Here is a 17,896-nt window from a genome sequence, read left to right as displayed (position 1 = left end):
CTAAAAAATTTTTATCGGACAGACTCCTAGGCGCTGGAGCTAGACAATTCTCAAAGTGAATTTTATACTTTCTTATTCTTTGAGAAAAATCAGTGGACTCTTTGAGGTCCTTTAATATAAAATGTTTAAAACAGACTGAATATTATATTTAGAAATACTATTTCGAAAATAGAAAGGAGTAGGATAGTGGCAGATGCTCCGGTTTTAGAAGTGAAAAATCTCAAGACTTCCTTTTTCACAAAGGAAGGAGAGATTCCTGCAGTAGAGGATGTTAGCTTTTCAGTTAATAAAGGAGAAATTCTCGGAATAGTCGGAGAATCAGGCAGTGGCAAGAGCGTAACGTCCTTGTCGGTCATGAAGTTGATTCCTCAGCCGCCGGGGAAAATTACCGGCGGGGAAATCCTGCTCAATGGGGAGGATTTAGTCCATGCTTCCGAGTCAAGGATGAGAGCGATCCGCGGAAATGAAGTGGCGATGATTTTCCAGGAGCCGATGACTTCGCTGAATCCCTTATTCACAATTGGGGAACAGCTAGTTGAAGCGTTGAAAATACATAAAAAGCTTGGCAAAAAATTGGCAAACCAGCAGGCTGTTGAGATGTTGAAGCTTGTTGGTCTTCCTAGAGCAGAGCAAATTGTCAAGGAGTACCCTCACCAGCTTTCCGGTGGGATGAGACAAAGGGTCATGATTGCGATGGCACTCAGCTGCCACCCGCGGGTCCTGATTGCAGATGAACCGACAACAGCACTAGATGTGACCATTCAGGCACAGATCCTGGCATTGATGAAGGATTTGAATGAAAAGCTTGATACAGCAATCATCTTGATCACTCATGACCTTGGTGTCGTTGCCGAAGTATGCCAGCGCGTTGCTGTGATGTATGCAGGAAAAATTGTCGAGGAAGGGCTGGTTAGGGATATCTTTAAAAATCCAAAGCACCCGTATACGCTTGGTCTGCTTAAATCAATTCCTGACATCCGGGATAAAAAAGAGCGATTATATTCGATACCTGGGAATGTGCCAAAGCCTGGTTCCATTAAGACAGGCTGCCGATTTGCGGCTAGATGCGATTTTGTGATGGACGAATGCCTGAGTGTGGACCCGGAACTGTATGAAACTGAAAGTCCAGGTCATACTGTTCGCTGCCTGTTGCATCGGAAGGAGGGGATAGCCGATGGCAGAAGTACTGTTAAAAGTTGACGGTCTTAAAAAATACTTTCCGATTACAGGTGGAATCTTTGGGAAACAGACAGGTGCTGTAAAAGCAGTTGATAATATCAGCTTCTGGGTCAACAAAGGAGAAACACTTGGATTGGTTGGAGAATCTGGCTGCGGGAAGTCGACAACGGGCAGAATGTTGATGCGCCTGATCGACCCGACAGAAGGACAAGTCGTGTTCGAAGGGAAAGATCTTGTAACCCTCTCGGACAGTGAAATGCGCAAAGCTCGGAAGGACATGCAAATGGTTTTCCAGGATCCTTTTGCATCACTTAATCCGAGGCATACTGTGGAAAAAATTTTGGAAGAGCCCCTCATTGTCCACGGAATCGGGACGAAGAAGGAACGAAAACAAATGGTCAGGGAAATGCTCGAGGTAGTCGGTCTCAGCAGTTACCACGCTAAACGGTATCCCCATCAATTCAGCGGCGGACAGCGCCAGAGGATCGGGATCGCACGGGCGCTGATGACGCGGCCAAAGCTGGTCATTGCTGATGAACCCGTTTCTGCACTGGATGTATCCATACAGTCTCAAGTCTTGAATTTGCTGAGAGATCTGCAAAAAGAATTCCAGTTAACCTATATTTTCATTGCCCATGATCTAGGTGTCGTAAAACATATCAGCGATAGAGTAGGAGTAATGTATTTAGGCAGACTAGTAGAAATCACCGAAGCGGATAAGCTGTATGAAAAGCCGCTTCACCCGTATACTAGGGCATTGCTTTCAGCGGTGCCGATACCTGATCCAGATATAAAAAGCGCTGGGGAGTTGCTCACCGGCGACCTTCCAAGTCCATCGAATCCTCCGCAGGGATGTGCCTTTCATACGAGGTGCAAGGAGTGTATGGAAATCTGCAAGACAGACAGACCTGAATTACGGGAGCTTGAACCAGGTCATTTTGCTGCCTGTCATTTGTACTCCTGATCAAAGAGGAATGCAGACAGGAAAAACAGCATAGATGATATAGAACATGGACTGGACAAATGATCCGGTCCAAAATAAAAAACGAGGGGGAAGAATATGAAAAAGCGTATTAGATTCATGTTTTTGGCGTTTATCTTTATTCTTAGCATTGGGCTTGCCGGCTGTAATAATGATTCCGGAGGCAAAAAAACAGGCGGTGAATCGGGCGCTGATGGCGGATCATCGTCAGGGGGAACCTTGGTATTTGGCCGTGGTGGTGATTCAACATCGCTTGATCCGGCAATTACTACAGAAGGGGAATCGTTTAAAGTAACGAAGAACATCTATGAAACTCTCATCAATTTCGGTGAGCAGGATACAGAAATACAGCCAGGACTTGCTGAGAGCTGGGAAGAATCTGCGGATGGCTTGAAACACACATTGAAATTGCGTGAAGGAGTTAAATTCCATGATGGAACAGACTTCAACGCCGAAGCCGTCGTCTTCAATTTTGAGCGTTGGAAGGCAGGAAATGCGGAACAATTCTATTATTATAACTCACAATTTGGGGATGTGATCAAAGAAGTAAAAGCAGTGGATGAATATACGGTTGAATTCACTTTGAACCGCATTTTGGCACCTTTCTACAAAAACCTTGCGATGTCTCCTTTCGGGATTGCAAGTCCAGAAGCAGTTAAGAAACATGGTGATAAGTATAATGAAAACCCAGTAGGTACCGGGCCATTCAAGTTCGTGGAATGGAAGCGAAATGATAGAATTACTTTGGTGAAGAATGAAGACTACTGGCAGGACGGGCTTCCGAAGATGGATGAAGTGATTTTCCGTGTCATCCCAGAAAACTCTGCCCGTATGAACGCATTAAACACCGGAGAAGTGGATATTATCGACGGAGTGAACTTTAGCGATGTCGAGTCAATTGAAAGCAATCCAGAACTTCAGACATTTTATCGACCGTCTTTAAACGTTGCCTACCTTGGGTTGAACACCGAACGAGGACCGCTTAAAGACAAGAAGGTCCGCCAAGCACTAAACTATGCAGTGAATAAGCAAGCGATAATCGATGCTTTCTTTGCTGGTGCTGCCGAGCCTGCAAAGAATCCAATGCCAAAAACGGTAGCTGGTTACAATGATGACGTCGAACCATATGAGTACGATCCTGAAAAAGCAAAGGCGCTTCTTAAAGAAGCAGGCTTTGAAGATGGTTTCGAAATAGAGCTATGGGCTATGCCGGTTGCAAGACCTTATATGCCTGATGGAAAGAAAGTCGCAGAAGCCATTCAGAAAGATTTTGAAGATGTTGGCGTAAAAGCAAAGATCGTTTCTTATGAGTGGGCAACTTACCTTGAAAAAACCCGTGTCGGTGAAGCAGATACTTTCTTGCTTGGCTGGACAGGCGACAATGGTGATGCTGACAACTTCCTGTATGTGCTTTTAGACCAGGATAACATCGACAGTAATAACTATGCACGCTATGCCAACCAGGAAGTACATGATCTGTTTATCAAGGCTCAATCTACCAATGACCAGGCTGAACGGGAAAAACTTTATAAAGAAGCTCAATTGTTAATCAAAGAAGATGCTCCTTGGATTCCACTAGTCCACTCCGAGCCTGCTCTTGCAGGCAGGGCTGATATAACTGGCTTCAAGCCGCATCCAACAGGATCAGACCTGCTTGCAACGGTTGAATTCACGAAATAATGCATCAGGAAAAGGGAGAACATATGCATTCTCCCTTTTTTTAAGTTGCAGGTGCTTGCCTGTTTATTAGAGAGGAGGCGGGAAGGTTGTTTACCTATTCTGTCAGAAGAATATTTTCATTAATACCAGTGCTATTTGGACTTTCTCTTATTGTATTTTTCATGATCCGGGCAATTCCTGGTGATCCTGCCCAAGTCATTCTCGGTCAGCTGGCGACCAAAGAGGCAATCGCGGATTTGACTAGAGAGCTGGGACTCGATCAGCCTTGGTATGTGCAATATTTCCATTATCTCGGCGGACTGCTGACCGGCGATCTTGGTGAATCATTAAGAACAAAATCTGCGATCAGCACGGAGGTCTGGCCATATCTCGCAGCGACAATGGAGCTTTCCTTTGTGGCAATGATGATTGCAATTGTAATTGGTGTAAACGCAGGCATCATCAGTGCTTGGTTTCAGAACTCTTGGTTTGACTATGCAGCGATGGTACTAGCTCTTATTGGCGTATCCATGCCAATTTTTTGGTTAGGTTTGATGGAACAGTGGGTGTTTGCAATCAATCTGGATATTCTGCCAACCTCTGGGCGGGAAGAAGTCCGCAATCCTGTAGAGGCGATCACGAATTTTTATCTAATCGATACGCTAATTCAGGGTCAGACTGCCCAGTTTGTCGAAGTGCTGAAACATCTTGTGCTGCCAGCAGCTGCGCTGGCAACAATCCCTATGGCTATCATAGCGAGAATCACGCGCTCCGCGATGCTCGAGGTCATGAGATCTGATTTTATTAGGACAGCCAGAGCAAAGGGTTTGAGCATGTTCTGGGTTGTGTATAAACATTCATTGAAAAATGCCATCATTCCAGTTTTGACGGTCATCGGTCTGCAAACTGGGCTTCTCCTTGGCGGAGCAATTCTAACGGAAACAATCTTTAGTTGGCCGGGAATTGGCCGTTATATTTACGAAGCAATTGGTTACCGTGATTATCCCGTCATTCAGTCCGGGATTCTTATCATAGCCTTGATTTTTGTCCTAATTAACCTTGTCGTTGACTTATTGTATGCAGCAGTTGATCCGAGGATTAAATACCATTGATGGAAGGGGAGAGATAGATGGAGATTTCAACTCAAAAACAAATGCCGCCGGCCGTACAGGCAGAGGAAAAAGTGGCGTCTCCCTGGGCAGAAGCATGGTATAGTTTCAAGAAAAATAAACTTGCGGTTATCGGAATGATGATCGTCTTGTTCTTTATTTTGTTGGCAATTTTTGCTCCAGTGATTGCGCCAGAGGGGATCAATGACCAGAAATTGGATGCCCGTCTTCAGGCTCCGTCAGCAGATCACTGGTTTGGGACTGATGACTTTGGACGTGATATCTTTTCCAGGGTTGTTTTTGGAGCAAGGATTTCTTTATGGGTAGGAACTTTTGCCGTGATGGGTTCGATCGTTATTGGCTGTTTGCTAGGAATTCTTGCCGGTTATTATGGAAAATGGATCGATGCAGTCATTTCAAGAGCATTTGATATAATGTTGGCCTTCCCTAGTATCCTGCTGGCAATTGCCATCGTTTCTGTTCTTGGACCTTCCCTGCAAAATGCGCTCATTGCGATTGCTGTTATTAATATCCCAAACTTTGGCAGACTGATTCGTTCCAGGGTTCTTAGTGTGAAAGAAGAAGAATATATTATGGCTGCCAGGGCGGTTGGAATGAAGGACAGCAGGATTTTATTCCAGCATATCCTTCCAAACAGCATGGCACCGATTATTGTTCAGGGAACACTGGCGATTGCGACGGCGATTATCGAAGCTGCTGCACTTGGATTCCTTGGGCTAGGGGCAGAAGCGCCAAATCCCGAATGGGGAAAAATGCTGGCTGACGCAAAGCAGTTCATGATCCAGGCACCATGGACAATGATTTTTCCAGGGATTGCGATCATGCTGACTGTTCTTGGCTTCAACCTGATGGGTGATGGCATGAGAGATGCACTGGACCCACGAATGAAGAGCTAACAGAATTTAAAAGCAGCTGAAATCTCAGCTGCTTTTAAATTTCTGTATTTTGTTCGATCGTGACCTTGCCATCGTCTTTATGGTAAGACTGGAAGCTGGTCACAAGTTTATCGAGGTGTTCCACCTGCTCGCCATATTCCATGATGATCGAGACTAATTGCATGACGTGGTACTGCAACTGGCTGTTTGTCTGGTCCAGCCCATGTTTTTGCGTCAGAAACAATTCAAATAGCTGTTTTTTATTCAGGCATACATCCCCTGAGATATAGGTCGGTTCAGGGCGGACTTTGCCGACATACTTGAGCATTACTTGTTCATGATGATTGATCAGGCAGTCCAGCTGATGCTGGATGACTTCCTGGAATTCTTCTGGAAGCTGATTGAATTCATTCTCATATCGATGAAGTCTCTTCAGTGTTTCCAATGACTTTTTTACCGCACTGATCATCTGTCTATAAATGACGAGCTTACGGGATTTAGCGAGTTTATTGTTTTTAAAATAATCCCGTTCTTCTTTGTACATCATGTACAGCTGATCAAGCTTGATAATGCCTTCACGAAGTGTCTCAATATCTACCTTAAGCAGCTGATGCTCGGAGGCGTGACGGGTGCTCAATCTGATCCATTTCGTAATTTCTTCTGATAAAATAGAACTCTTATAATAAAGTTTGTTTTCATACTTTGGGGGCAGGAAAACAAGATTGACGATGAACGCCGATACAACCCCAAGCATGATAGTTGAAAAACGGATTATGGCAAACTGGATGAAATTATCGCCAGGAGTTTCCATAATCGCAATTAAGGTTACTAGGGAAAGGGCGATCGTCTTTTCTAAATTCAGCTTAAGGTTTATCGTAATCACCAATACAGCTGCAAGACCGATAATGAAAATGCTGTTGCCAAAAGCCATGACGAACAACACTGCGATGGCTGCACCGATCAGATTGCCCTGAATATGTTCAATAATCGATTGATAAGAGCGATATACAGTTGGCTGCAGGGCAAAGATTGCCGCAATTCCGGCAAATACTGGTGACGGCAGATGAAAAAGATTCGATAAAAATAATGCAAGCGTAATGGCAATTCCCGTTTTCAAGATGCGGGCACCAAGTTTCATTGGGTAAATTCCTTTCATAAGAGATAAAAAAACTATCTCATTCGTTAACTAAAAAAAGTGAAATTATTACTACTTTAAACCAATTCATTTAAAACTAAACAATTATGTACTATACAACGGATCCGGAAGAAGTTCAAGCGACAATTCACCAAAAAGCAAACCTTTTTTAAATGAAAGTGTTTACAGTTGGTTTTTTCATCTGTTTTTCCGAAGTGAGTACCAATTGATACGAAAACTGGCCCCGTTTCTGCAACGGGGCCAGTTTCAATTTGCTATTATTCTGTCGATACAGCTGGATCTGCCTGTTCTTTGACAGGAAGGACCTGGACAAAATGATCTTCTGGTTGTTCCATTATTAATGCGAGAGCTTTCGCTTCGTTTTCCTGGCCATGGCGTACCAGCATTTCCATGTAGGCAGTAAGCATTTCCGTTACATCTTGGATACCTTTTGCGGAAAGTGATTCGATTGAAACCTTGGCACCTTTTGCTATCCGGCGGGTGAGGGCTGCTTTTGTTAAGCCCATTTCTGGCTGGTGTCTCAGGTAGACGACACCGCCGGTCATCCCTGCGCAAATCCATGGTCCCGGATCGCCGAGAACAAGTCCGCGGCCATTGGTCATATACTCAAACGCAAACCCTTTGATATTGGCGCTTGTTCCGATGTTGCCGAATTCTTTTTCAGGGATTGGTTTTTTCACAAGTCCGCCGATAATCATATCTGCACCAGATAAACGGATACCGGCACGTGCATCGGCATTACCCTGAGCGATGAGCAATCCTTTCTGTGCTCCGTAGCCGAATCCTTTACCGACTGAACCATTGTAGTAACCGCCATCCTTGCCAGGGGATTTTGCGATTGAAATCGCACCGCCAAAGGAAGTCTTGCCGACTCCGTCCTGACCGCCGCCGTCAATTTCGATGTTGATTCCTTCTGTGTTATAAGCGCCAAGTCCGTTTCCAAGAATAGAACCTTTGTAACGGAGTGTGACTGGCTGCAGCTTGCGATAGGAGCCATCCAGTCTGCCGCGGACACGGTGGCAGGAAACCCTGCTGGCCAACACTCGCTGTTCGGCAGTGACTGCCTGGAATTCGCGTGACTGATGAAGCTCCTCATCAATGGCATCAAGATACTCAGCTCCGGCAGCGACTTGAAGCTGTGCCGATGCCATTGCCGCAGCAGCTTCTTTGTGGTGCATAATCTGTTTAATTTCAAGCGGCTTCAGCAGGTAGGACAAATCAAGCAAGTCTTCTCCTTTAATCTGTTCGAGCAAGTCGGAGCGTCCAACCGCATCCTGCAGATTCTTAATTCCGGCCGATGCAGCTAGCGCCTTCAATTCGTTTCCGAATGCAGTGAACAAATTCATGATGCCCTGGACTGCAAGATCGAATTGTCGCGGTACGAAACGGCGCAATCCATGTTCCTTCGCCTGTGCTTCCGTGTCAATTTGCGTTGCAATTCCAACATGGCATGTATCCAGGTGGCAGCCGCGGCAAGTTGTACAGCCGATGGCAAGCATCGATAATGTGCCGAAGCCTACGCGGTTTGCACCTAGTAGCATGTACTTGATCACATCCTGGGCACTCTTCACACCACCGTCAGCCCAGATTTCGACTTTGTCGCGCAATCCTGCTTCAAGCAAAGCGTTGTGTGCAGCCTTAATGCCGATTTCTGCAGGCAAGCCGACGAATTGCAGTGCGTGTATGCGGGCAGCGCCTGTACCACCGTCAAAACCACTCAAGGTGATAATATCAGCACCTGCTTTGGCGATTCCGACAGCAATTGTACCGATATTCGGAACGACTGGGACCTTAACGGCAACACGTGCCTGATCATTGGCTGTTTTGAGCTCATGGATCATTTGCGCAAGATCTTCAATGGAATAAATATCATGGTTGTTAGATGGTGAAATCAAATCGGAACCTATGGTTGCATTCCTTGCTTCTGCAATTTTTGCCGTAACCTTTGAACCAGGAAGGTGTCCACCTTCGCCAGGCTTCGCTCCCTGACCAATCTTGATCTCAAGCAGATTGGAGGAGTTCAACAGCTCAGCATTCACTCCGAAACGTCCGGAAGCAATCTGCTGGCCACGCGTACGTGGATACTTGCCTAGCATATCCTTGATTTCACCGCCCTCCCCATTCATGCTGACCATATTCAAACGGTCAGCGCCTTCAGCGTATGCACGGAAGGCGATTTCGTTTTGCGAACCGAATGACATAGATGCGATGACAAACGGAAGGCTGTGGTCCCCTACACCGATGTCAACTTCTTCTGGTGAAACTTTTCCGTCTCCCTTTTTCAATCCAGTTAAATGACGGATCGTCGTCGGGTTACTAACTTCCTGTTCGGCAATTTTGTCGCGGTAGACATTGTAGTCACCGGTAGCAGCAACCTCACTAATTGCTTTCCAGATACGAGGAAAGAGGTGGAACGTCTTACCGATTCGTTCTTTTTCGTTTTGAAAATCCTTCGCTCTTATCCATGCATCTTCTTTCATGGCGTGGAAATTGTATGCAAGTTCATTGGAACCAAAGAAGTTTACAATCACTAAATAATCTGCTATCTCATCATTCAGGCCAATAGCTGAGAAGAGACGTCCGTATCCGCGCAATTCATGGATACCGATCGTGGAAATCACCTTTTCCAGACCCTTCGTCAGGGCGCTGTACAGATTCACAAGCGGTGTGATGGACTCATCAAGCACAGTCATAAACATATAATATGGACTGACTGCGTCTGCGCCGAGTCCGAGTGCAACAATAATATCATGCAGCGATCTTAAGGAAGCGGAACGAACCAGGAGAGAGCAGTCGCGTCGCAACCCTGCTTTTACAAGAGCCTGATCGATCGCCGAAACGACCAGATGCGGATCGAGCCAGAGCGCATTCTCCTGATGGGCCATTGCATCGTCAAGAACTAGCAATGTTTTGCCATCCTTCACAGCAGCAATTGCCTCATTAGCTAATCTCTCAAGCCCATCCTTCACCGTTTCGTCATTATGGAAAACTGTTTCCAGGTAGGCCGCTAGCCTGTCATCCTGATAGCATTGGATAACCTGATCCATACTTGGCTGGCCTGTTTGCAACGATGCCTCATAGCCAGCTTTGCCTTCAATGAGAAGAGGGGTATGCAGTTCGATGACCTTTCCTGTTTCCGTTTTTGCAAAAAGCGAAGGGCGCTTGCCGAGTACCGTCCGCGTAGAAAAATGTTCTGCCTCGCGGTCACGGTCTATTGCTGGATTTGTTACAACAGCGACACTTTCTTTGATAAAATCAGCAATATTTTTTCGTTCCGGATTCATGGCAGCGAGTGGAGCGTCATGCCCAAGAGAGCGGATTGGCTCTGCTCCTTTTTCAGCCATCTGTTCGACGAGCTGGATGTGATCACGCTCCCAACCAAACGCTTTGTATTGGCCGTTATGAATTTTTTCTGGGTAGGTCATGGTTATCGTTTTGGCAAACTTTGAACCATCTAGGCGATGGCGTGCTTCCTGGAAAGCAAGGCGCTCTGAAAAACGCTGAAAGACCGCACTCTGAAATTGCTCCATTTCATAAACTTCGATTTTGTCCCCGTTCCATTTCAGGCCGACCTTTTCTCCTGGTGCAAGTGGCTTAGGATCATTGGTATACTCCGATGATGAAATGATTCCCGGCTCTGACGAGAACAGGTAGGAGCTTTCCGTTTCAACCATCCACAGCGGGCGAAGTCCAAGTGCGTCTACACTGAAAACTGCTTCATCGGCAAATCGTGAAATGATGCCGGCAGGTCCTTGGGCGAAATGTCCCCATGCTTCGCGGATATAAGTATATAAGTCTTGCAGATGTTCAGGATAAGCTTTCATTTCATTAATGATTGGCGGGAACATCATGTCCATTGCTTCAAACAAAGAGAATCCATCACGGCAGATGAATGTTTCTATAGTACGGCTTAAATCCTGTGAATCACTTCCGTCTTTGACAAGTGGGACATTAACCATTCGCGCTTCGTCGCGCAGTCTTGCAATTGTATTGATTTCTCCATTATGACCAAGGACGCTAAATGGCTGTACACGAAAAAAACTGGATAAAGTGTTCGTAGAATAACGGTTGTGCCCAAGAGTCATCGTGGATGCTACATGTGGGCTTGCCAGGTCATGATAGTATTTCGGCAAAATGTCCCCTGCGCCCATTACTTTGTATACAGCATGATACTGGCTGAGAGAAGCGACATGCACTTGGTCGTTTTCCTCGAAATCTATGATCATCTGAAACAATTTTTTTGAAAGCTCCTGTCCGGTGACATCAGCTGAACATGCAAACTGCCAAAAAACAGGATTTTCCTGGATGGCAATCGGGCCAAGCGCTTCAGGATTGGTTACTTCAATTGATGAAAAGAGCGGCTTTATGTTTTGGTTTTCCAGCTTTGCAATAAGGTTAGTTACGATTGCTTCTGCCTGATCCGTTCTCGTGATGAAAACATGTCCAACCACAAAGTTTTCGTTGTCGACAACGCTTGCGTCTGTACCAGAATCAATGAGCTTTTTTTTCCAGAGCGCCCGCGGAATGTCGATGTGCACACCGACTCCATCCCCTTCACCATTTATAAAGCCTGCACGATGGTTCATGGTGACAAGTCCATCAATACAGTTAAAAATATTTTCGCGCGTAGGCAGCTTTCTTTTTTCAATGCTGGCTACAATTCCGCATGCATCGTGTTCGAATCTTGAGAAATCTTTAAATTGGGAAGGATTCCATTGTGTTGTCATAAAAGTCGGCTTATAAAGTTTCCCTTAAAGCCGGTTCACCTCCTGAAAAATAATCTATGATTTGGCGTTTAATCGCTTCGTACATGAGGGTAAAAACTCTTTTGACGGGAAGGCAAAGTAAGGAATGAAAAGCGGCCATTTAAATGGCGAATTTATCGAATATTAATAGCAACTATAACATAAGAATTTTCAGATATCAATTATTTATACATTGTTTTGGATGAAGAAATATTTTTTGATAGAAAGCGATGATGAATAAAGGGATAGTATTGTAAACGTTTTCATTGTGGGAACCTAAAAAAACAGACATCGGATGAATGTCTGTTTTTTATAAAATATTGTATATTTATTCATTTACCATTGAATAAAATGCCTGATCAACTGCATTCAGGGTCGCTTCGATATCTTCCTGTGTATGAGCAATTGTAACGAACCACGCCTCATATTTGGAAGGGGCTAGATTGATTCCCTGCTGAAGCATAAGGTTGAAAAAACGCGCAAACATTTCACCGTCTGTGTTCTCTGCCTGCTCATAGTTTTCAATCTTTTCAGTAGTGAAGTAGATGGTAAGCGCTCCTTTCAGACGATTGATCGAGATGGAAATGCCATGCTTGTTTGCAGCGGAAGTGATTCCTTCCTCGAGCATCGCTCCAAGCTGATCAAGGTACTCGTACACCCCATCCTGCTTCAAAACTTCAAGGCAGGCAATTCCGGCAAGGATGGAAGCAGGGTTGCCAGCCATTGTACCAGCCTGGTATGCAGGACCAAGCGGAGCGACTTTCTCCATAACTTCAGACCGGCCGCCGTAAGCGCCAATCGGCAGGCCACCACCAATAATTTTGCCCATCGCGGTTAAGTCTGGCGTGATCCCCAATAAGTCCTGCGCTCCTCCGTACTGAAAGCGAAAAGCAGTGATCACCTCATCAAAAATAATCAGCGCTCCTGCCTGGTGTGTAAGCTCCTTCACTGCCTCAAGAAAGCCTGGTTTAGGCTCGACAATTCCAAAATTACCGACAATTGGCTCGACTAAAACGGCCGCTATCTGGTCTCCCCATTTTTTTAGAGCTTCCTTGAAAGGTTCAATATTATTGAATGGCACCGTAATTACTTCCTGGGCAATGCTTTTCGGCACACCAGCCGAATCAGGGGTACCAAGAGTGGATGGCCCTGAGCCAGCTGCAACAAGTACCAGATCTGAATGGCCATGGTAGCAGCCAGCAAACTTGATGATTTTATCCCGACCTGTATAAGCGCGGGCGACGCGAATTGTCGTCATGACTGCTTCTGTCCCTGAATTCACAAAACGAACTTTATCAAGTGCAGGCATTGCTTCCTTCAGCATTTTCGCAAATTTCACTTCATGTGGCGTTGGCGTACCATATAATACGCCGGTTTCGGCCGCTTTTTTAATTGCCGCGGTGATATGCGGATGGGCATGTCCAGTGATGATCGGGCCGTATGCTGCCAAAAAATCAATGTATTGATTGCCGTCAACATCCCAGAAATAAGCACCTTGGGCACGCTCCATCACCACAGGTGCGCCGCCGACTGCCTTGTAGGATCGCGAGGGACTATTTACGCCACCCACGATATGTTCCAGTGCTTCATTATGTATTCGCTCAGAATTTGTTCTTTGCATCATTAATCCTCCTAAATATAACTGCTTCCTTATTTTATCATGAATTTTAGTTATTACCACGTGTGTACTTGCTGTCATACTCCAATTTTCACCAGCGTATAGTGAAGAGAAGAGAGGAAGGGAATGAGGCGTGAAGATGCAATTTTACTTTTCCGTTTTCTTGATTGTTTTAGCGATATTTTTGAGTTTGCGTACATTATTCATTCCTCAAAAGCTTAAAGGCAAGCATGTCTCGTTCGAGAATTTTTTCACATTTGCCCTGATTTATGCAACGGTGATGGCTGGATTTGGATTACTGTATTATTTGCTTGATTTGAAGGGAATTTGGGTACTATCTGATGAGAGCATGCGTCCGAGCACTTCATCGTATGAAAGGATGTCTACGAGTATGTACTTCAGTGCGATCACCCTGTTTTCGGTAGGATATGGTGATATTGCGCCAGTAGGAGTCGGCCGAGCGATTGCTGTTTTTGAAGCACTAGTCGGTTATACAATCCCTGCAGCGTTTGTGACGAGAGCGATGTTAGACCAAAATCGTTCCTGAAGTGTCCTTGATTTGTATTCCAATCCGAAATTAGATAGTCTAATGATAGTAGATCCATTTGTTTGGATTTGTAGAGAAGTCGATAAAATAACGGAACCGATTGGAGGGAGAAAAATGAATTTGGAAATAGGAGAAAAGGCACCCGAATTTGAATTGTTATCTAACAAGAACGAATTAATTAAGTTATCAGATTTTGTAGGGAAGACAGTGTTGCTTTATTTCTATCCTAAAGATATGACGCCAGGGTGTACAACTCAGGCCTGTGATTTTCGAGATAATTACTCACAGTTTCTAGACCTTAATTGTGTTATTTTAGGAGTGAGTCCGGACTCACAAACAAAACATGAAAAGTTCATAGAGAAATATCATTTACCTTTTCAATTATTAGTCGACGAAAACCATAGGGTTGCGGAAGAATATGGAGTATGGAAATGGAAGAAGAATTTTGGAAAAGAATATATGGGAATAGAAAGATCAACATTTGTTATTGATAAAGAAGGTTATTTAGTTAAGGAATGGAGGAAGGTGAAAGTAAAGGACCATGTAAAAGAAGCGCTCGAATTCATTAAAAAAAACCTTTAAAACTCTAAGGCAGCCAAAAATGGCTGTCTTTTTTGCTGTTTTGCTAGTAGGTATAAGGTATAATTATTACTATGACCAGTCAGTCAATTGATATTGTGTATCGGAGGTGATGAAGATGAAGGAAAAAGAAAAAGCAATCATCGAAGCAGCGATTAAGCTATATGCGACGAAAGGGTTCACCGCAACCTCCATTCAAGAAATTGTCACGGAAAGCGGAATATCCAAAGGTGCTTTTTATCTATATTTCAAATCGAAAGAAGCTTTATTGATCGCAATTCTCGAATATTATTTTGATTATATCCAAAAAAAGCTTGAGGTGTTTGATAGTTATGTTCTACCTCCAAGGGAAAAGTTTTCACTAAAGTTGACCGCTTTATTCCATGCGATGCTCGAGCATAAGGAATTCATTATCATGCAATCAAGAGAACAGGCTATTCCCTTGAATAAAGAGGTAAAAGAATTGATGATCCGCAAATATTACGAAGCACAAATGTTTTATCAAGACAGCCTGCGGGCAATTTATGGAAAAAAAGCCGAACCGCATCTATGGGATATGGCACTTATGCTCGAGGGTGTCATTAATTCTTATATAAAACTGCTTCTATTCAATCCCGATGGATTCAAGATTGATGAATTAGTTGGATACATTCTTAGAAGAGTGGATTCATTGGTTGATGGATTGCAGGGAGAGGAGCCGCTGGCAACAAAAGAAAAAGTCGATGAACTGATAAAAAAGACAAAGGCATATTTCCTAACTGAAGGCCAGGACATTAAAAAGATGATCAATGAAATGAAAAACACAGTTGCTGATCTTCAGAATAGAGAAGACTTATTAATCACGCTCGATGTACTCGAGAGGGAGATTGATATGGAACTGCCCCGAATCCCGGTAATTCAGGGAATGCTGTCCAATCTGAAGGACGAACCTTCGCTTGATTTATATCGGGAAACAATCGCGAGCAAATATAACATAAAGGGGTAAACCCACTGCCTATTTTTACCGAAACAGGCTACTGTCCATTCATTCCAGCAGGAAGTGAATATCATTGTATTAGGGCATACCTCCTCAAAACTTTTAGCGGACTTAATCGGTCCGCCTTTTTTATGAGAAAAACAGAATTTAAAGCCCGGAAATTACGTCGGATTTCTTTTTTAGTTGTTAAATTAAAAGAAAATTAATACAATTAATAGTACGACAATAGAACGAAGGGTTTGGTAAAAATGAATATTTACTCCTCGATTCTTCCAGCTGAGTCGCTGCAGGAAGAAGTGAAAAGGGAATTTCCTCAAGTGAATTTTGAATTCCATAAAGGGATAAAAGATGATTTATTTCTGGATGCAGAAGTTTTCCTTACTTATGGGGAAGATGTAACGGAAGAAATGATCGACAAAACAGATAAACTCAAATGGATTATGGTCATGTCAGCGGGTCTGGATAAACTGCCGTTTGAAGCGTGTAAAAACCACGGAATTCTGGTTACGAATGTGCGAGGAATCCACAAAATCCCGATGGCTGAGTTTGCCATCGGAATGATGCTGCAGCATGTCAAACAGATGAAGACGTTATCGTCAAACGAACGAAACAAAACTTGGGAACGTAAATTGCCAATGGGAGAATTGTACGGTAAGACATTGCTCATTCTAGGAATAGGTGCGATCGGCGGAGAAGTTGCCCGCTTGGCAAAAGCATTTAATATGCAAACGATTGGTGTCAACCGGAGCGGCCGTCAAGCTGAATGGGCCGACGAAATGTATACAATGGAAACCTTCAGGCAAGCATTGCCAAAAGCAGATTTCATCGTTTCAGTATTGCCAAGTACACAAGAAACGAAGCATTTCCTCGACTTGAACGATTTTGAATTAATGAAAGATTCCTCTGCATTTATTAATATTGGCCGTGGTGATTTGGTACAAGATGAGGTGTTGTTGGCCGCGCTTCAGGAAAAAAAGATCGCTCATGCTTATCTGGATGTTTTCTATGAAGAACCATTAATGGAAAGTCATCCATTCTGGACGATGGAAAATGTTACCGTTACGCCACATATTTCAAGTATAACCAAAAATTATTTGCCAAGGTCGTTTGAAATTTTCAAGCAAAACCTTCATACATATGTATGGAAAGCCAATGATTTTATCAATGTCATTGACCTGGATAGGGGGTACTAGGAATGAAAATCTATACAAAGACAGGGGACAAAGGAACAACTTCGCTGATTTACGGAACAAGAGTATCAAAAAGTGATAAACGCGTTGAAGCTTATGGTACATGTGATGAAGCGAATTCAATGATTGGATTGGCACTCAGTTATCTGAATGGAGAATTTTTCAACGGAAAAGAAGAAATGCAAAAAACTTTCCATAAGATCCAGACCGGTTTGTTCCATGTCGGAGCTGAACTGGCCACCCCTCCTGGTAAAGAAGTAAAATGGGTGCTTGAAGCAAAGGATATAGACGAATTGGAGAAGAAAATCGATGATTGGGATGCGGCTCTCCCGCAATTGACGAACTTTATTCTGCCTGGGGGCCACCAGGCAGGTGCTGCGCTTCATGTCGCAAGGACAGTTGCTAGAAGAGCGGAACGCCAGGCTGTGGAACTGGGAGATGAGATTAACCCGCTTGTCCTGTCCTATTTAAATCGCCTTTCAGACTTCTTATTTGTTGCCGCCAGATATGTGAATATGAATCTGGGAGCACAAGAACAAACCTTGCATCAAGAGTAAGCTGTAGTAATATTGACAAAAGCAGATAAATATTAGTACACTATTTATAAGTATTATAAAATAAGAATGATAATCTAAAAAGAAATGAGGTGCATGGCGGTGGTACAGAGTCAGTTAAAAGAAGCCCTTGATACCTTGAAGGATACAGGAGTCCGTATTACTCCGCAACGTCATGCGATACTCGAATATTTAATAAACTCCATGTCGCACCCTACAGCTGATGAAATCTATAAAGCGCTAGAAGGTAAATTCCCTAATATGAGTGTAGCGACGGTTTATAACAATTTGAGAGTATTCCGTGAAGTTGGATTGGTCAAAGAACTGACATATGGGGATGCCTCCAGTCGTTTTGACTTTGTAACATCTCAACATTATCATGTGATCTGTGACCGATGCGGAAAAATCGTCGACTTCCATTACCCAGGCCTTGACGAAGTGGAACATTTAGCTTCCCATGTAACAGGTTTTAATGTTGGGCACCACAGAATGGAGATTTACGGCATTTGTCCGGAGTGTTCCGCTAAAGAAAATCATTAAAACTTAAAGCTGATGGCGGTTGCTATCAGCTTTTTCATAATATCAGAATTTATATGCTTAACCTTTTTTGTAATTGCAGGAAAATCGAGACATGGAGCCAAATATTCTTAAACGAATCTTTTTTGTTGATAGACACGAAGGTGAAAAACGTCTCGAGGAGTTAGCG

General features: G+C 43.9%; 14 protein-coding genes. 11 read left to right on the top strand and 3 right to left on the bottom strand.

Annotated elements, in window-relative coordinates; genetic code table 11:
• Positions 1 to 186 precede the first annotated feature (186 nt).
• From UB32_RS11895 to UB32_RS11875, 5 genes are all read left to right on the top strand, one after another.
• Complete coding sequence (locus tag UB32_RS11895) at positions 187 to 1,200, top strand: ABC transporter ATP-binding protein (protein WP_044394079.1); 1,014 nt, start codon at positions 187 to 189, stop codon at positions 1,198 to 1,200.
• On the top strand, positions 1,175 to 2,143 hold the full coding sequence (locus tag UB32_RS11890) for an ABC transporter ATP-binding protein (RefSeq protein WP_044394078.1): 969 nt from the start codon (positions 1,175 to 1,177) through the stop codon (positions 2,141 to 2,143). Before UB32_RS11895 ends, UB32_RS11890 begins: the two co-directional genes overlap by 26 nt.
• Before the next feature lie 96 nt (positions 2,144 to 2,239).
• Complete coding sequence (locus UB32_RS11885; protein ID WP_044394077.1) at positions 2,240 to 3,841, top strand: ABC transporter substrate-binding protein; 1,602 nt, start codon at positions 2,240 to 2,242, stop codon at positions 3,839 to 3,841.
• A gap of 86 nt (positions 3,842 to 3,927) precedes the next feature.
• Positions 3,928 to 4,932, top strand: coding sequence for an ABC transporter permease (locus UB32_RS11880; protein ID WP_044394076.1), 1,005 nt, complete (start codon positions 3,928 to 3,930; stop codon positions 4,930 to 4,932).
• Between the two features lie 17 nt (positions 4,933 to 4,949).
• On the top strand, positions 4,950 to 5,846 hold the full coding sequence (locus UB32_RS11875; RefSeq protein WP_044394074.1) for an ABC transporter permease: 897 nt from the start codon (positions 4,950 to 4,952) through the stop codon (positions 5,844 to 5,846).
• A gap of 34 nt (positions 5,847 to 5,880) precedes the next feature.
• On the opposite strand, the gene UB32_RS11870 is transcribed toward UB32_RS11875, so the two are convergent.
• From UB32_RS11870 to UB32_RS11860, 3 genes are all read right to left on the bottom strand, one after another.
• A complete protein-coding gene (locus UB32_RS11870; protein WP_044394072.1) occupies positions 5,881 to 6,963 on the bottom strand; it encodes an FUSC family protein in 1,083 nt (360 codons plus the stop codon).
• 275 nt (positions 6,964 to 7,238) lie between these two features.
• Positions 7,239 to 11,708 carry a glutamate synthase-related protein gene (locus tag UB32_RS11865; RefSeq protein ID WP_044394070.1) on the bottom strand — a complete coding sequence of 1,490 codons (4,470 nt, stop codon included), beginning with the start codon at positions 11,706 to 11,708 and terminating at the stop codon, positions 7,239 to 7,241.
• Between the two features lie 346 nt (positions 11,709 to 12,054).
• Entirely contained in the window at positions 12,055 to 13,347 is a 1,293-nt protein-coding gene (locus tag UB32_RS11860; RefSeq protein ID WP_044394068.1) for a glutamate-1-semialdehyde 2,1-aminomutase, read from the bottom strand.
• Between the two features lie 136 nt (positions 13,348 to 13,483).
• Here UB32_RS11860 and UB32_RS11855 point away from each other — a divergent pair, with 136 nt between their 5' ends.
• From UB32_RS11855 to perR, 6 genes are all read left to right on the top strand, one after another.
• Complete coding sequence (locus UB32_RS11855; protein ID WP_044394066.1) at positions 13,484 to 13,891, top strand: potassium channel family protein; 408 nt, start codon at positions 13,484 to 13,486, stop codon at positions 13,889 to 13,891.
• A 114-nt stretch (positions 13,892 to 14,005) separates the two neighbouring features.
• Positions 14,006 to 14,473, top strand: coding sequence for a thioredoxin-dependent thiol peroxidase (gene bcp, locus UB32_RS11850; RefSeq protein WP_044394064.1), 468 nt, complete (start codon positions 14,006 to 14,008; stop codon positions 14,471 to 14,473).
• Between the two features lie 115 nt (positions 14,474 to 14,588).
• On the top strand, positions 14,589 to 15,455 hold the full coding sequence (locus UB32_RS11845) for a TetR/AcrR family transcriptional regulator (protein ID WP_044394062.1): 867 nt from the start codon (positions 14,589 to 14,591) through the stop codon (positions 15,453 to 15,455).
• 239 nt (positions 15,456 to 15,694) lie between these two features.
• A complete protein-coding gene (locus UB32_RS11840) occupies positions 15,695 to 16,639 on the top strand; it encodes a D-2-hydroxyacid dehydrogenase (protein WP_044394061.1) in 945 nt (314 codons plus the stop codon).
• Between the two features lie 2 nt (positions 16,640 to 16,641).
• On the top strand, positions 16,642 to 17,193 hold the full coding sequence (locus tag UB32_RS11835; protein ID WP_044394059.1) for a cob(I)yrinic acid a,c-diamide adenosyltransferase: 552 nt from the start codon (positions 16,642 to 16,644) through the stop codon (positions 17,191 to 17,193).
• Positions 17,194 to 17,286: 93 nt separating this feature from the next.
• On the top strand, positions 17,287 to 17,730 hold the full coding sequence (perR, locus tag UB32_RS11830; RefSeq protein WP_044394058.1) for a peroxide-responsive transcriptional repressor PerR: 444 nt from the start codon (positions 17,287 to 17,289) through the stop codon (positions 17,728 to 17,730).
• Positions 17,731 to 17,896 lie beyond the last annotated feature (166 nt).

It is taken from the genome of Mesobacillus subterraneus (assembly GCF_000934845.1).
Classification (GTDB): Bacteria; Bacillota; Bacilli; order Bacillales; family Cytobacillaceae; genus Mesobacillus; species Mesobacillus stamsii.
Note: the sequence above shows the minus strand (reverse complement) of the source record. Positions and strands in the feature narration are given on the sequence as shown.

What these genes read in the sequence shown, in the direction of transcription:
- UB32_RS11835 (WP_044394059.1), top strand. Translation starts at nt 16,642, where the DNA reads ATGAAAATCTATACAAAGACAGGGGACAAAGGAACAACTTCGCTGATT.
- UB32_RS11840 (WP_044394061.1), top strand. Translation starts at nt 15,695, where the DNA reads ATGAATATTTACTCCTCGATTCTTCCAGCTGAGTCGCTGCAGGAAGAA.
- UB32_RS11855 (WP_044394066.1), top strand. Translation starts at nt 13,484, where the DNA reads ATGCAATTTTACTTTTCCGTTTTCTTGATTGTTTTAGCGATATTTTTG.
- bcp (WP_044394064.1), top strand. Translation starts at nt 14,006, where the DNA reads ATGAATTTGGAAATAGGAGAAAAGGCACCCGAATTTGAATTGTTATCT.
- UB32_RS11860 (WP_044394068.1), bottom strand. Translation starts at nt 13,347, where the DNA reads ATGCAAAGAACAAATTCTGAGCGAATACATAATGAAGCACTGGAACAT.
- UB32_RS11885 (WP_044394077.1), top strand. Translation starts at nt 2,240, where the DNA reads ATGAAAAAGCGTATTAGATTCATGTTTTTGGCGTTTATCTTTATTCTT.
- UB32_RS11890 (WP_044394078.1), top strand. Translation starts at nt 1,175, where the DNA reads ATGGCAGAAGTACTGTTAAAAGTTGACGGTCTTAAAAAATACTTTCCG.
- UB32_RS11870 (WP_044394072.1), bottom strand. Translation starts at nt 6,963, where the DNA reads ATGAAACTTGGTGCCCGCATCTTGAAAACGGGAATTGCCATTACGCTT.
- UB32_RS11875 (WP_044394074.1), top strand. Translation starts at nt 4,950, where the DNA reads ATGGAGATTTCAACTCAAAAACAAATGCCGCCGGCCGTACAGGCAGAG.
- UB32_RS11845 (WP_044394062.1), top strand. Translation starts at nt 14,589, where the DNA reads ATGAAGGAAAAAGAAAAAGCAATCATCGAAGCAGCGATTAAGCTATAT.
- perR (WP_044394058.1), top strand. Translation starts at nt 17,287, where the DNA reads ATGGCGGTGGTACAGAGTCAGTTAAAAGAAGCCCTTGATACCTTGAAG.
- UB32_RS11865 (WP_044394070.1), bottom strand. Translation starts at nt 11,708, where the DNA reads ATGACAACACAATGGAATCCTTCCCAATTTAAAGATTTCTCAAGATTC.